This window comes from Corynebacterium sp. ACRQJ, from assembly GCF_022346045.1.
In the GTDB taxonomy this organism is placed as follows: Bacteria; Actinomycetota; Actinomycetes; order Mycobacteriales; family Mycobacteriaceae; genus Corynebacterium; species Corynebacterium evansiae.
Window position 1 is genome coordinate 1 of the sequence record NZ_JAKRMT010000026.1, and the last position, 14,010, is coordinate 14,010.

Sequence of the window (14,010 nt, forward strand, 5' to 3'; positions counted from 1 at the left end):
CCCCCACCCCACTAGTCCCACCATCCCCGCTAGTCTCATAATCCCCACCATCCTCACACTCACCTCCCCTCAGCTTCACCCAGCTGGACCCCAGTAACCCCAAATGTCGTTAGATCGGGAATACGCCGCCTCTGAAAAATGTATCGCTCCGGCGCCAACCTCCTGACCAGCGGTTTTGCATATTTGCAAACGGTTGTCGATAACGCATTCCCGTTCTGGCGACATTTCGCCCGCCAACGAGGCCTTAGGTGTCGGAAAAGTTGCAAAACCATGGACATTGGGGCGCCACCAGCACCCCAAAGCGCCTTAAATGTCGGAAAAGTTGCAAAACGTCTCGTGACCAGAAACGAGGCTCGGTCACGCAGCCCCGTGACCAGCGCATTTACACTACCGAGTATCGCTACCAATAACGTTCTGCAACTTTTCCGACATTTCACCCCAGTAGAGACACTCCCTATAGGGGCACCACCCCCAGTAAAGCGCCACACCCCAGCAAAGCCGTGAAGCTCGGCGGCAACATAGCAAGCGGAGCTCAGCGGCAACATAGCAGGCGGAAGCAGAATAGTTCTAGACCAAGCGGTACAGCGTTTTCGCAAGCAGCAAATACCCTCCCAACTGGGGCTTTATGGCGTCAATAAGAAAAAAGTAGACAGAGCGGTTTACTTTTGACGCGCGTGGGTCTATCGTCGTAAATCAACAAAGCTAAACAGCAAACCAAAGCGCCAACAAACAACAAACCCCAACAGCAGAGGACCACACCAATGCCGAAGTACAACAACGAGAACGCAGAGCAGTGGGGCTTCGCCACCCGCCAGATCCACGCGGGCCAGCCCGTCGGCGACACCGGCGCGCGCAACCTGCCGATCCACTTCACCACCAGCTACGTCTTCAACGACGCAGAGCATGCCAAGCAGCGCTTCCACCTGGAAGACCTGGGCCCCATCTACTCCCGCCTGACCAACCCCACCGTCGAGGCGCTGGAGAACCGCCTGAACTCCCTGGAAGGCGGCGTGCACGCAGTCGCTTTCGCCTCCGGCATGGCTGCCGAGACCGCCGCGATCCTCAACCTGGCCGGCGCCGGCGACCATATCGTCTCCTCCCCGCGCCTCTACGGCGGCACCGAGACCCTGCTGCAGCACACCCTGCCGAAGCTGGGCATCGAGACCACCTTCGTGGAAAACCCCGACGACCCGGAGTCCTGGAAGGCCGCCGTCCGCCCGAACACCAAGGCCTTCTTCGCAGAGACCTTCGCAAACCCGCAGGCAGACGTGCTGAACATCCCGGCCGTCGCGGAGGTCGCCCACGCAAACCAGGTCCCGCTGATCGTGGACAACACCCTGGCCACCGCCGCGCTGGTCCGCCCGCTGGAGTTGGGCGCGGACGTCGTGGTTGCATCCCTGACGAAGTTCTACACGGGCAACGGCTCGGGCCTGGGCGGCATCATCGTCGACGGCGGCTCCTTCGACTGGTCCGTCGAGCGCGACGGCCAGCCGGTCTTCCCTGGCTTCGTCAACCCGGATCCCGCCTACCACGGTCTGAAGTACGTGGACCTGGCTCCGGCTGCTTTCGGCATGAAGCTCCGCGCAGGCATTATCCGCGACACGGGCGCCACCCTCTCCGCGTTCAACGCATGGGTTGTGGCCCAGGGCCTAGATACCCTGACCCTGCGCATCGCCAAGCACAACGAGAACGCGAAGGCCGTGGCGGAGTTCCTGGCCGAGCAGCCGCAGGTGGCCACCGTGAACTATGCGGGCCTGCCGACCTCCCCGTGGTTCAAGGTCAAGGAGGAGCTGGGCCTGGAGTACACCGGCTCTGTCTTGAGCTTCGACCTGAAGGTCGACGACCCCACCTCGGAGGAGGCGAAGGAGAAGGCCTGGGCCTTCATCGATGCCCTGCAGCTGCACTCCGACCTGGCGAATGTCGGCGACGTGCGTTCCCTGGTGGTCCACCCGGCCACCACCACCCACTCGCAGTCCGATGCGCATGGCCTGGCCCGCGCGGGTGTGTCCCACGCTACGGTTCGCCTGTCCGTGGGCATTGAGGACATCACCGACATCATCGACGACCTGAAGCGCGGCTTCGCGGCCATTTAAGACCGGTTGGTTTCTAGGCTTTAGGCTGATTCCCATGAACCCCGAGTTCCTCCCCGCCTCTGGCGCATCGCGCACGGTCTCTATCGGCGACGTAGTCACGGAGGCGGGTGTAACTATTTTTGACGCCGAACTCCGCTACTTCGCGTTCTACGACTCTCCGGATGGCGCCGCGGACTATGCCGAGTTCTCCGCTGGCCCCGAGCCGGGGCTGTCCCCGGAGGAGCGGCCGATTGTGCTGATCGAGCATGCCCTTACTGGCGATGGCAATGCCGCCGACTGGTGGGCGGACATGGTGGGTCCGAACAAGCCGATCGACACCACCCGCTACCTGGTGCTTTGTGCCAATGTGCTGGGCGGCTGCCAGGGGTCCACCGGCCCGAGTTCGCCGCACCCCGACGGCCAGGCGTGGGGTTCGCGATTCCCCGCTTTGTCGATCCGTGACATGGTTACGGCGGAACGGTTGTTGTTGGAGCGTGTGGGCGTCACAAAGATCCATGCCCTTGTGGGTGCCTCGATGGGCGGGGCGCGGGTGCTGGAGTGGTCGCTCATGTACCCGGAGATGGTCAACGCGGCGTTACCGATCGCGGTGAGCGCGCGTGCGTCTGCGTGGCAGATTGGCCTGCAGTCCAGCCAGATTCGCTTCATTGAGGCGGATCCGGCCTGGCAGGGCGGCGATTACTACGACTCGGGCGAGGTTCCTTCGCATGGGCTGGGGCAGGCGCGCCGCATCGCGCACCTGACGTATCGAGGTGAGCTGGAAGTCGATGAGCGTTTCGGGGTGGATCCGCAGAACGGTGAAAACCCCTACGGGCCGTACCGCGACCCTCACCAGCGTTTCGCGGTGGAGAGTTACCTGGATCGCCAGGCCGAGAAGCTGGTCGCGCGCTTCGATGCGGGCAGCTATGTAGTGCTGACCGACGCACTAAATAGGCACGACGTCGGCCGTGGCCGGGGTGGCATGAACGCCGCCTTGGGCTCGTGTGAGGTACCGACGATGGTGGTGGGTGTGGATACCGACATTCTGTACCCGCTGCACCAGCAGGAGCACCTGTCGCGCAACCTGGGGGATTTCATCGGCATGTCGAAGATCACCTCGCCGACAGGCCACGATGGGTTCCTGATCGAATCGCGTCAGATGGGCCAGGTGTTGGCGAAGTTCCTGGCGAAGGCGGAGATTATCGCCGAAGGGACCGAGGGCGCTGCGCGGGCTTAGCTGGTCAGTGGGTCGACGCTCACGGCGATCCACAGAATGATTATGCCGATGGCGGCGGTGAAGGCGGTATCGAACTTGCGCGAACGCACCGCCAGCACGCCCAGCACCCGGGAATCCAGGAGTAGACGTAGCACGGCCAGGTAGACCATCGCGCTGCCCAGCATGACGCTAGCTCGACGCCACCTGTCCACCAACAACAGCGCCAGCACAGCCAACAGCATCAACCCGAACAGCCCCAGCAGTGCGTGTTGGACGGAGCGGGAGAACCGGGAGGGCGGGTTGTTTCGGTCGTGGGGGTTATCGAGGAGCCGCTGGCGGGCGTCGCCAATGCGGGCAGGGCGGGAGCGATTAGGCACGCAGCAGCTTCTCCGCACGCTCGACGACGTTGCGCACCAGGAAGGCTCGGGTCAGCGGGCCTACTCCCCCGGGGTTCGGGGACACGGCACCGGCGACGTCCCACACGTCCGGGTGCACGTCGCCCTTCAGCTTGCCGTCGTCGCCGCGGGAGACTCCCACGTCCAGAATCGCTGCGCCCGGCTTGACCATGTCCGCGGTGATCATGTGCGGCACGCCGGCGGCGGCGACGATCACGTCCGCGGCCTTCGTCTCCGCCGCCAGGTCCTTGGTGCCGGTGTGGCACAGGGTGACAGTGGAGTTCTCGCTGCGGCGGGTGAGCATCAGGCCGATCGGGCGACCGACCGTCACTCCACGGCCGATGACTACAACCTTCGCGCCGTTCAGCTCCACGCCGAAGCGACGGAGCAGGTGGATCGCACCGTTGGGGGTGCAGGGCAACGGGGCGGGCTCGTTGAGCACCAGCTTGCCCAGGTTCACCGGGTGCAAGCCATCGGCATCCTTGTCTGGATCGATGCGCTCCAACACGGCGTTTTCATCCAGGTGCTTCGGCAGCGGCAGCTGCACAATGTAGCCGGTGCAAGCATCGTCGGCGTTCAGCTCGTCGATGACTGCGTTGAGCTCTTCCTGGGAAACGTCCGCCGGGAGGTCCTTGCGGATGGAGTTCACGCCGATCTGCTCGCAGTCCTTGTGCTTCATGCGCACATAGGAGTGGCTGGCCGGGTCGTCGCCCACCAGCACGGTGGCCAGGCCGGGAGTCACGCCCTTTTCCTTCAGCGCGGCGACGCGCTGTTCCAGGTCGGCGAAGATCTCGTCGCGGTAGAGTTTTCCATCCAATTTAGTAGCTGCCATGAGCCCCATTATTCCACGCGGGCTCGCTGGGATCGAGGTGGCGTCATGGCTAAAAGAGCAACTAGTACAAGAAACTAGTAGGGCCTGCCGGGCCAGTGCGGCGCGTAGGCGACAGTCTGCCGAACAGGGTTCATGGCGGCCACGACCACGCCGATGACGACGATGGCGATTCCGGCCAGCGCGGCCAGGGTGGGGATAGTGAGAGTGTGCTGCAGGGTCGTTTCAGTATCCAGCCAGTTATCGAGGATTTCGAGGTAGCGTTGCCCTTCTTCTGTAGTCACTACATCCCGGCCGTCAGGTCCCCCGGTGGGCCAAGCTTTATCCCCGTACTCCCGGATTTCCTCGCGAAAATCCCACCCTGGCACCACCGCGAAAGCCGCCCCGCCGCCCCACCAGACGAGCATGCCGCTCCAAAAAATGGCGAGGGAATCATTGCACCACTTCGGGATCGCGAGCGCCACGAAGTTGAGGAGGCACTGAATGCCGAAGAAGAGCGGGCCGACCGCGCCGGCGATTAGAAGTATCCCCACCCAGTCCTTGCCATAAAACACGAAGCGCAGGATGCAATACACAATCGGCATGAGGAAAGCAGCGAGCCAACCGATGAGCAGGGGCATGAAGCGAGAGTCTTGGCCGGTTTGCGGCGGCGGGGCATACCCGTAGGCGGGCATAGGGGCAGGCGAGCCATAGTGAGGGTACGTCATGCCACCGATCCTGTCAGACGGCGGGCGCTTTGGCTGGGCAAAAAGATGAACATGGTTATGGGAGGGGCTGGGGCGTAGGAATGCTCCCCGCTAAACCCCACCGGCGAAGCCCAACTGACGCCACGCCTCGTAGGCCGCCACCGCCGCCGCGTTCGATAGGTTCATGGACCGCCGCCCCGGCAGCATCGGGATGCGCACCTTCGCCGTCACCCGCGGGTCGGCCAGCACCTCGTCGGCCAGGCCAGTCGGCTCCGGGCCGAAGAGCAGCACGTCACCCGGCCGGTAGTCCACCTCCGTAAACCACGTACCCGTCTGCGCGGTGAAGGCGAATACCCGGCCCGAGCCGCGTGCCGGATCAGTCACGTGAGCCAGCGCCTCATCGATCCCCTCGTGGACGTGCACGTCTGCCAGTTCGTGGTAATCCAGCCCCGCCCGGCGCACGTGCTTGTCGTCGAACTTGAAGGCGAGCGGCCCAGCCAGGTGCAGCGAAGCCCCCGTGCCCGCGCACATGCGGATGGCGTTGCCCGTGTTCGGGGGGATCTCCGGGCGGTCGAACACTACGTGCAGTGGTGGGTTCACACCCGCAAACTGGTTTTCAGACGTCATTCCCTCAATCTAACCGGTACAAATGTAGCCATGAGCAACTCCCCCTCCCGCAGCTTCGACATCACCCTGATGGGTGCCACCGGTTTCGTCGGCGCGCTGACCGCCGGCTACCTGGCGGCCAACGCCCCCGCCGACGTGCGCATCGCCCTGGCTGGCCGGAACCAGACCAAGCTAGAAGCCCTGCGCGAGCAGCTGGCTGCAAAGCACCCGCGGGCCAAGGAATTCCCGCTGGTCATCGCCGATTCCAGCGATAATCGCTCCCTGGAGAAGCTAGTCCGCAACACCCGCGTGGTCATCTCCACCGTCGGCCCCTACTACCGCCACGGCTTCCCGTTGGTCCGCGAATGCGCAACCCACGGAACGCACTACGTCGACCTCGCCGGAGAGGCGCTCTTCATGCGCGAATCTGCCGATTCCTACCACGATCGCGCTACTGCCAGCGGGGCGCGCATCGTCCACGCCTGCGGCTTCGATTCCGTTCCAAGTGACCTGGGAATGCTGCTGCTGGGGCAGAGGGCGTCCGAAAACAAAGACACTCTCAAGTCCGCCACCATGATCGTGAAGATGAAGGGTGGGCTCTCCGGCGGCACGGTCGACTCGATGCGCGAGCAATTCGCCGCCGCCAAGGGCAGCCAGGAGAAGAAGCGGCTGCTGGCCGACCCGTACACCCTCTCCCCCGACCGCGCCAAAGAGCCGGACCTGGGCAAGCAGCCGGACTTCGGGGTGGTGCGGGAAAGCGACATCGGGGGCGCTAACGCTAGCGCCAGCGGCGAGGACGTCTGGGCCGGGCCGTTCATCATGGCGGGATCCAACACGCGCGTGGTTCGCCGCTCGAACGCGCTGCTCGGCTACGAATACGGCGATAAGCTGCGCTACAGCGAATACCAGTACACCGGCAAGGGGCTGAAGGGCCGCGTGCGCGCCTTCACCATGGGCGCGGTACTGGGCACTGCGGTGGCGGCGCTGAACCAGGACAAGCTGCGCACGTTCCTCTCCCGTTGGGTGCCGGAGCCCGGCGAGGGCCCGTCCGAGGCCGAACGCGATGCCGGTTTCTTCCACACCACGCATTTCGGCGTAGGCACAGGCGGGGCCACCTACCAACAGACCATCAGCCTGGACGCCGACCCGGGGTATAAGGGCACGTCCATGATGCTTAGCGAGGCTGCGCTCACCCTTGTTCTTTGTAACGCCGAACTGCCGACAGGCTCCTCCTACCAAGGAAAAACCGGCGGCGGAGTACTCACTCCTGCCACCGGCTTGGGTATGCCCTACGTGCGCCGCCTCAGCGACGCGGGCATGAAGTTCAGCGACTAGCTGAACATGCCTAGCTGAACAGGTTCTGCTCGTCCTCGGGCACACCGTTCACCTGGTTTAGGTTCAGGGTGTTGAGCTGGGTGACGTGCTCCGGGGTCAGCTCGTCCAGGGAGGAAACCTGCAGCAGACGCATGGTGCGGCGCACCTCGCTGGCCAGGATCTCGATGGCGCGGTTCACGCCGGCCTCGCCGCCAGCCATCAGGCCGTAGAGGTACGCGCGGCCGATCAAGGTGAACTTCGCGCCCTTGGCGATCGCAGCGACGATGTCCGCGCCATTCATAATGCCTGTATCCATAGCCACGTCCACGTCGTTACCGACCTCGCGAGCGACCTCCGGCAGCAGCTGGAAAGGCACAGGCGCGCGATCCAACTGACGGCCGCCGTGGTTAGACAGAATGATGCCATCGACGCCCAGGTCGGCCAGCTTCTTAGAATCCGGCAGATTCTGCACGCCCTTGACAACCAGCTTTCCGGGCCACATCTCGCGAATAGTCTTCAGATCCTCAAACTTGATGGAGGGGTCCATAGCGGAGTCCAACAGTTCGCCAACCGTTCCGCCGGTGCTGGTCAGGGAGGCGAACTCCAGCGGCGGGGTGGTCAGGAAGTCCCACCACCACCAGGGGCGCGGGATGGCGTTGAGCACGGTACCCAGGGAAATCTCCGGTGGGATGGAAAAGCCGTTGCGGGCATCGCGCAGGCGGTTACCGGCGACGGGGGTATCCACGGTGAACAGCAGGGTATCGAAGCCGGCCTTGGCCGCGCGTTCCACCAGGCCGTAGGAGATCTCGCGCTCCTTCATCACGTACAGCTGGAACCAGTTGCGACCGTTCGGGTTGGCCTTCTGCACGTCCTCAATGCTGGTGGTGCCCAGGGTGGACAGGCAGAACGGGATGCCCGCGGATCCCGCGGCGCTCGCGCCCGCGAGTTCGCCTTCGGTCTGCATCAGGCGGGTAAAGCCAGTCGGAGCGATGCCGAACGGAAGGGAGGACTTGCCGCCGAAAATCTCCGCGGTGGTGTCCACATTGGATACGTCGTTCAGGATGGACGGGTGGAATTCCACGTCGCGGAAGGCCTGGCGGGCGCGGTTCATCGAGATTTCTTCGTCTGCGGCGCCATCGGTGTAGTCGAATGCAGCGGCCGGGGTGCGGCGCTTAGCGATGGCGCGCAGATCCCAGATGGTCTGTGCATCGTTGAGGCGGCGAGCCTTGAAATCCAGGGTGGGGTTCTTAAACTTCAGCAGGTCGAAAATCTCAACGGGGTTCGGGATCTGGCGTTTCTGGTGTGCCATGGGATAATCGCTCTCCTCACAGAGTGTCTTCGCAGCTCTTTCGCGCGAAATAGCGTGGTTTTTGTAGGTCGCCGTTTGGAGGCCAACAATTCCACGATAGAACGCTTCCCCGAGCTTCGCTGTCTGGGTGTGCTGCAGCACTTCCCCTTGGTGCAGCGACTTCAATTCCCCCCTAGCTCAGCTCCGCGAAGAATTCCAGGATCCGCTCGCCGATCAGCTGCCGGGACTTCGGCTTCACAAACTGGTGGCCCTCCCCCGGCACCTCCAGGAACTGCGGGGTGCGGCCCAGCTCCACCAGCGCGTCGTATAGCTGTTGGGATTCCTGCAGCGGCACGTTCGAGTCGTTGGCGCCGTGAATAAACAGCACCGGGGTGGTGATCTGTTCCGCCTTGTGCAGAGGAGAAATTTCCCACAGGAGTTCGGCATCGTGCATCGGGTACCCGTACTTCGGGGAGGCCGCACTCGCCAGCCACGGCTCGGTCGATTCGTAGTAGGTCTCAAAGCTCGTCATGCCGCAGGCATCCACCACACCTAGGAACATGTCCGGGTAGCGTGCGGCCGCCAGCACGGCCAGGAACCCGCCGTAACTGCGGCCTCCCAGGAATACCCGTCCTGCGGTGCACAAGTCGGCGTCACAAAGAAAAGAAACCGTATCCGCAACGTCGTCGATCGCGGCGAAGCGACCGTAACGGTCATCGGCGTGGATGAAGGCGCGGCCGTTGCCCTTGCTGCCGCGAATATTGGGGGTAAACACGGTGTAACCAGCGGCGACGATGTCTGCGAGCACGTCATGGTGGGCGGGCCGGGATTGCCCCTCGGGGCCGCCGTGCAGGTGGACGTACACCGGATGCCCCGGCGCGGGATCCTCCGGCAGATACAGCCAGCCGGAAAGCTCCAGGCCGTCGCGGGCGGTGTAGTAGACCAGCTCCGGAACGTCGCCCTGCCGGGCGCGCTCATCCAGGCGGTCGGTGCGGTCCGGGTCCAGCGGCTCCACACGCCCGGCTTCCAGCCGCAGCACCTCCACCGTCGGCGGCAGGTTCGGCCCTTCGACAGTCAGCGCCAGCAGCTGGCCATCGTCAGTGATGGACAGACCCGCGGCGACCATGCCCGGCAGCTCGACGGTGCGGCGGACCTGCACGCGCTGTTCATCGCCAAGGCTCAGCAGCTCCAGATTGGAAATGCCCGCCTGGTTCCACAGCACCGCGGCGGTCGACAGGTCCTCGCTGATTGCGAACTCATCAACGTCCGCCTCGGGGTTACTGATCAGCTCCTCGCGTTCGATACAGACCGGACGCTCGTCCTCGATATCCACCACCAGGCGCATGAGTCGACGGCGATCCGCACCGTGGTCGGTGACCACGAGGATCACTAGTCGGCTGTCCGTGATCGGCAGGATCCGCCCGTCCTCCGTGGTGGCTCCCGGCTCCGGCGGCAGCAGCGGCATCCAGCGGCCTTGAGGATTGACCAGCAACAGTTCGCGGTTGCCACGCGGGCCAACGCGCATGAGGCTATACCCGGCCTCCGAGGCGACGAGCAGCGCGTCGAGGCGCCTGTCCATCACCTGGTAGCGCGACGTATTCGGGTCGACCAGACGCGCCTCCGTCATGCCGTCGGCCGCCACGGCATCCATCGCCAGCTTGTCGCGGTCCCATTCGACCAGGTGCGTGCGAGCGTCGAAGGTGTTTCTTAGCGGTGACGCCCCTTCGACCTCAGGATCCGTAGATACCGTGAAGGTCTCTAGCTTTTCGGAGCCCTTAGGGGACACTTCGCAGGCGATCCACTGTGCGTCCGGGGAGTGCAGCACGCGCGTGACGGGACCTTCGATGGGCAGCTGCACGGGGCGTTCCTTACCCACGCCATCCTCGGTGAGTGCTGCCTGGACGGCGTAGGGATACCCGCCATCGCGGACGATGTAGGCGATGGCAGTGCCGTTGGGGGCTAGCGAGGGGGCGGTCGTATGGCGCATGAATCCAGTATTCTAGCGAAGCCCGAACGGCTGACCTAACAGTTTCTCCTTTAGGTACAGACTGGTGCGGGTAGAGCGGAGAAACTCTATGCTGTGAAGACATGAGCATTTACGTGAACGCCTACTCCACCGTCCGTGCGGACGTGCCCTTCCGCGGACCGGGCGAGCCCGCCATCGCCTCCCGCGAGTTGTGCTTCGACTCGCCGGACCGGCCGTTCCTCAAGACCACGGCCAATGGCGCTAGCGAGGACGAGGAGCAGCAGACCCGGGAGCTGCTAGAACACCTGGTGGGCTTCGAGGGTTACGTCGCCACGCAGGGTGAGGAGCGCTTCGGCAGCTTTAATTCCTACATCCACTCGGTGATGCAGCACATCCACAGCGTGCGGCGCCACTATGTGTTCGAGCGCGACGACGACTTTGACTTCTCCCACCTGGGCGAATTCGCCGACTGGGCGCGTGAGGCCAACGCGGTTTTCTTCCTGACCGACGGCACTGTGCGCAATGCAGGCGGCGCGGATCTACTGGACCCCGCACAGATCGGCAGTTCCCAGTCCAGTGGAGCACAGGCAAACTCCGTGCCGCAGCACCCGGGTGCCGTGGAGCGGATGCGCCGCGTGCGCGGGGACCTGTGGCGGAAGGGTTTCCAGGTGGCGACGACACTGCCGCCAGTGCGCAGCGAAGCTGAGGTGCTGCTGCGCCCCGCCGAGGAGGTTTTCAACCGGGCCGTGACCTTGTCCGTGGTGGCGACCGTTGCCGTGGCAGTGCTAAACGGCGAACCCGTGGACTTCAACGCACTGCGCGCTGGCTCGCGACGGGCCTTCGACCACCTCACCCCGGTTGAGCGCTCCTTCCTCGACAATGCGGAGGCTGCGCAGGGCGCACAGGGGGCACAGGGGGCACAGTCCTATAGCCAGGAGCTGCAGGACGATGCGTACCAGCTGGCTTGGGCATACACCGCCGCCGAGTTCCTGGCTTGGGCCGTCGGCCTGATCGACATTGGCGTCTTTGGGTTCACCCCCGTGGATCTTCCCGCCCTGCGGGCTGCGCTGCGCGCCGTGGATAGAGAAGGGCGCGATGCTTCCGCACTGCCGCTGCGCAGCCTTCCGGAGATCTGCGATGCTGCGGAGCACATCTACTCTCTGCGCTGGGTTTCGGTGGAGCTGCAGTCCGATAGTCCCTCCCAGACCGGCCCTGGCACCCTCCAGCCTCAGGACCACTCCACCCTTGTCGAACGCCACCGCGCTGTCGCCTGGCTGACCGATCCGGTTATCGCGTACGACGACGTAGATCTCTCCACTTAAAGGTCGCACTAAGCTGCCCCCATTGCGTGTACGCGACCGCAGCGGTTGGCGTCACCGGTGATGTGCTTCAAAGAACGCGGCGACTTCGCCCGACGCGGTCACCGCATTGGAGCGGCGCTCGCGCGAACGATCCACCGCTCCCGCACCGGCCTCGCCCGTGTGCTCGCCCATCCACGTGTGGCCGGCGTCGCCGATGGCCAAATGCATGACCTCCATGTGTTGGCCGCAGTTAGGCCACTGGACGCGCTGCACGGCATCCGTCACGCGGGTGGCAATCGGCGCGCCCACGCAATGTGCGCGGCTCGCATATAGCTGCGAGAACTCGAAGGCCCCCAGGTACTCGTCCTCGTATCGTCCGCCGCCTCCGTAGTGGATCGTCTGATCCTTTCGGCCGTGAATGTCCAGGTACGGGGTGGTTTCACCGCGCTTGAAGCGGACGTTCTCTGGCTTCTTCGGGTCCGCGCCCTTCTCCGCACAGGCGCGCCATGTGCCCGAGTAGTAGGCCGCGGATACGGCCGCGAAGGCCGCGAATTCGTCCGGCATCTCGCAGGCCAGCTTGCCTACGAAGCCCCCGCCGTTGGACATGCCCGTCGCGTAGATCCGGTTCGCATCCACCTGGTAGGTGGAGGACACTGCGTCCAGCATGTCGCGGACGAAGCGCACGTCCTCGCCAGCCTTCACCTGCGCATACGGGGCGCCCTCCCATGCGTTGCCGATGCCCTGTGGGTACACCACGATCGCATTTTTGCCCGCCAGGCCGGTGTAGTGCGCCATCTGGGTGGCCTGCTCGCGGTAGCCGTGGAACGCGAAGATCAACGGGAGGGGTTTCTGGTCCTTCGCGCCCTCCTGTTGCTTCTTGTCGTAGCGCTGCGCGCCACGCGGGACGTTAATGATGTACCGGCGGTCGCGCTTGCCGGATTTGAGCTCGAGCGTTTTGTCCTGTCCCGCCTTCGGCACTTCGCGGATCGGGTGGAAGTGCTGCGGGATGCGCGCCACCGCGGGGGAAACCTGCACGTTGGGGCCTGCAGGCGGAATGGCCACCGCTTCCGTCGGGGCGAAATCCGCCGGTTCCTTCACTGTGTTGTGCGCCTGCGGATCGTCGTGGGGGGCGTGGGCGATTTTCTGAATGGCCACGCCCATTCCGGCTGCGCAGAGCAGCAGAAACACCGCGAGTACGGTTGCTGCGATGCGCCTGCGGCGGAATTGCTGTTCCGTGGGGCGGCTGCCAGTGGGGCGCTCCGGGGCACGGCGGTTGTTGCGGCGATCCGCGCGGTGCCGGCCACCCTTCGCGCGGTTTTCGGGATTTTGTTGATGACGCCGCCGGCTCCCCCGCCAGGATTCCTCCCCGAAGCGCGCAGCTTCCTGATCGCTGACCTGTGGAGGCGCCGCTAGGTGGAGGCGCTCCTTCCGAGCCAGGTTTCCCCGCGCGCGACGTTGCGCGCGGGGGTCATCCGGGTCGAAAGGCTCACGAGTCACGGGGACGATTGTTCTTGGCTGCTACGCCTGTGTCAATTACCGGCCCAGTGTTCAGCATCATCCCAGCGAGAAGCGCCGACTTAGCGGAAGTCCCGCGAGCCCGCGTGTGCTCCCGCGATCTCGCCGGCCGGCCGCAGCTGAGTCTCCACCTGTTCCAGCAGATCCGCCGTCACGGTGGCCGCCCCCTCCGCGTTGTGGACAATCCCCCGCACGACCAGAATCTTTGCGTTTAGCGCAACCGCCCGCTGCCGCGCCCACAGCCCCTGCGAGACCACAATATTCGCCAGCCCAGTCTCGTCCTCCAGACCGAAAAATACCACCCCACCTGCGGTTGCGGGGCGCTGCCGGTGAGTCACCACGCCCGCGACGCGCACCCGCGTGCCATCGGGGACGCGCAGCAGGCTATCGGCCGTCACCACCGCCGCACCACCGCGCGGGGCGACATCACCGGGGTGTGTACCGCGCGGTGCAGGGCGTAGATGCCACTCGTTCAGGTACTCGCGCAGCAGACGCACCGGATGCTCGGCCGTCGTCACGCTCGTTGTCGCTAGTTCGGACGCCACCATCTCAAACGCACTCATCCCAGGCAACGCCGGCGCATGCACGCCGGACGTCCCCGGCAGCATTCCCGGCCGCTCGGTCGCCGCCACCCCGGCGGCCCACACGGCTTGGCGGCGGGTTAGCCCGAGACTCCCCAAAGCCCCCGCCCGCGCCAGCTTCTCCACATGAGCCACGGTCAGCCCAGCTTCGCGGGATAGGTCTTCCACGCTAGTGAAGCGGCCGATCCGCTCGCGCGCCTCCACGATGCGCTCTGCCACCTCTGCGGAGATCCCCCTGTCTCTT

12 protein-coding genes are annotated in these 14,010 nt (G+C 64.7%); 4 read left to right on the forward strand and 8 right to left on the reverse strand.

Translation table 11 applies throughout. The features are described from left to right. Positions 1-761: 761 nt before the first annotated feature. Both MHX52_RS09790 and MHX52_RS09795 read left to right on the forward strand, forming a co-directional pair. Positions 762-2,093: an O-acetylhomoserine/O-acetylserine sulfhydrylase gene (locus MHX52_RS09790; protein WP_239318017.1), complete on the forward strand. Its 1,332-nt coding sequence runs from the start codon at positions 762-764 to the stop codon at positions 2,091-2,093. Positions 2,094-2,127: 34 nt separating this feature from the next. Continuing rightward, the gene (locus MHX52_RS09795) at positions 2,128-3,306 is read left to right on the forward strand and encodes a homoserine O-acetyltransferase (protein WP_070488657.1); all 1,179 of its coding nucleotides are present in this window, start codon (positions 2,128-2,130) and stop codon (positions 3,304-3,306) included. On the opposite strand, the gene MHX52_RS10440 is transcribed toward MHX52_RS09795, so the two are convergent. From MHX52_RS10440 to MHX52_RS09815, 4 genes are all read right to left on the reverse strand, one after another. After that, the gene (locus MHX52_RS10440) at positions 3,303-3,662 is read right to left on the reverse strand and encodes a DUF3017 domain-containing protein (RefSeq protein WP_239318018.1); all 360 of its coding nucleotides are present in this window, start codon (positions 3,660-3,662) and stop codon (positions 3,303-3,305) included. The genes MHX52_RS09795 and MHX52_RS10440 overlap by 4 nt on opposite strands. Beyond that, positions 3,655-4,512: a bifunctional methylenetetrahydrofolate dehydrogenase/methenyltetrahydrofolate cyclohydrolase gene (locus tag MHX52_RS09805; RefSeq protein ID WP_239318019.1), complete on the reverse strand. Its 858-nt coding sequence runs from the start codon at positions 4,510-4,512 to the stop codon at positions 3,655-3,657. Before MHX52_RS09805 ends, MHX52_RS10440 begins: the two co-directional genes overlap by 8 nt. Before the next feature lie 74 nt (positions 4,513-4,586). Continuing rightward, positions 4,587-5,216 carry a hypothetical protein gene (locus tag MHX52_RS09810; RefSeq protein ID WP_239318020.1) on the reverse strand — a complete coding sequence of 210 codons (630 nt, stop codon included), beginning with the start codon at positions 5,214-5,216 and terminating at the stop codon, positions 4,587-4,589. A 90-nt stretch (positions 5,217-5,306) separates the two neighbouring features. Continuing rightward, positions 5,307-5,822, reverse strand: coding sequence for a tRNA (cytidine(34)-2'-O)-methyltransferase (locus MHX52_RS09815; protein WP_035003096.1), 516 nt, complete (start codon positions 5,820-5,822; stop codon positions 5,307-5,309). 30 nt (positions 5,823-5,852) lie between these two features. Here MHX52_RS09815 and MHX52_RS09820 point away from each other — a divergent pair, with 30 nt between their 5' ends. After that, positions 5,853-7,136, forward strand: coding sequence for a trans-acting enoyl reductase family protein (locus MHX52_RS09820; protein ID WP_239318021.1), 1,284 nt, complete (start codon positions 5,853-5,855; stop codon positions 7,134-7,136). Between the two features lie 10 nt (positions 7,137-7,146). Here the strand turns inward: MHX52_RS09820 and MHX52_RS09825 are convergent, their stop codons facing one another. Then, positions 7,147-8,424, reverse strand: a complete 1,278-nt coding sequence (locus MHX52_RS09825) for an alpha-hydroxy acid oxidase (protein ID WP_035003094.1) — start codon at positions 8,422-8,424, stop codon at positions 7,147-7,149. A gap of 172 nt (positions 8,425-8,596) precedes the next feature. Then, complete coding sequence (locus MHX52_RS09830) at positions 8,597-10,390, reverse strand: S9 family peptidase (protein ID WP_239318022.1); 1,794 nt, start codon at positions 10,388-10,390, stop codon at positions 8,597-8,599. A 101-nt stretch (positions 10,391-10,491) separates the two neighbouring features. Here MHX52_RS09830 and MHX52_RS09835 point away from each other — a divergent pair, with 101 nt between their 5' ends. Next, the gene (locus tag MHX52_RS09835; RefSeq protein WP_239318023.1) at positions 10,492-11,691 is read left to right on the forward strand and encodes a DUF4272 domain-containing protein; all 1,200 of its coding nucleotides are present in this window, start codon (positions 10,492-10,494) and stop codon (positions 11,689-11,691) included. 51 nt (positions 11,692-11,742) lie between these two features. Here MHX52_RS09835 and MHX52_RS09840 read toward each other — a convergent pair whose 3' ends face one another. Together MHX52_RS09840 and MHX52_RS09845 are read right to left on the reverse strand one after the other, a co-directional pair. Continuing rightward, positions 11,743-13,167 (reverse strand): PHB depolymerase family esterase, encoded by a 1,425-nt coding sequence (locus MHX52_RS09840; RefSeq protein WP_237744666.1) that lies wholly within the window; start codon positions 13,165-13,167, stop codon positions 11,743-11,745. 80 nt (positions 13,168-13,247) lie between these two features. After that, positions 13,248-14,010: helix-hairpin-helix domain-containing protein (locus MHX52_RS09845; RefSeq protein WP_239318024.1), on the reverse strand; the 763-nt coding region annotated here is incomplete at its 5' end.

Bases quoted from the DNA above. Each gene is read 5' to 3' on its own strand.
- MHX52_RS09825 (WP_035003094.1), bottom strand. From the start codon at position 8,424: ATGGCACACCAGAAACGCCAGATCCCGAACCCCGTTGAGATTTTCGAC.
- MHX52_RS09810 (WP_239318020.1), bottom strand. From the start codon at position 5,216: ATGACGTACCCTCACTATGGCTCGCCTGCCCCTATGCCCGCCTACGGG.
- MHX52_RS09815 (WP_035003096.1), bottom strand. From the start codon at position 5,822: ATGACGTCTGAAAACCAGTTTGCGGGTGTGAACCCACCACTGCACGTA.
- MHX52_RS09830 (WP_239318022.1), bottom strand. From the start codon at position 10,390: ATGCGCCATACGACCGCCCCCTCGCTAGCCCCCAACGGCACTGCCATC.
- MHX52_RS09795 (WP_070488657.1), top strand. From the start codon at position 2,128: ATGAACCCCGAGTTCCTCCCCGCCTCTGGCGCATCGCGCACGGTCTCT.
- MHX52_RS09805 (WP_239318019.1), bottom strand. From the start codon at position 4,512: ATGGCAGCTACTAAATTGGATGGAAAACTCTACCGCGACGAGATCTTC.
- MHX52_RS09820 (WP_239318021.1), top strand. From the start codon at position 5,853: ATGAGCAACTCCCCCTCCCGCAGCTTCGACATCACCCTGATGGGTGCC.
- MHX52_RS09835 (WP_239318023.1), top strand. From the start codon at position 10,492: ATGAGCATTTACGTGAACGCCTACTCCACCGTCCGTGCGGACGTGCCC.
- MHX52_RS09790 (WP_239318017.1), top strand. From the start codon at position 762: ATGCCGAAGTACAACAACGAGAACGCAGAGCAGTGGGGCTTCGCCACC.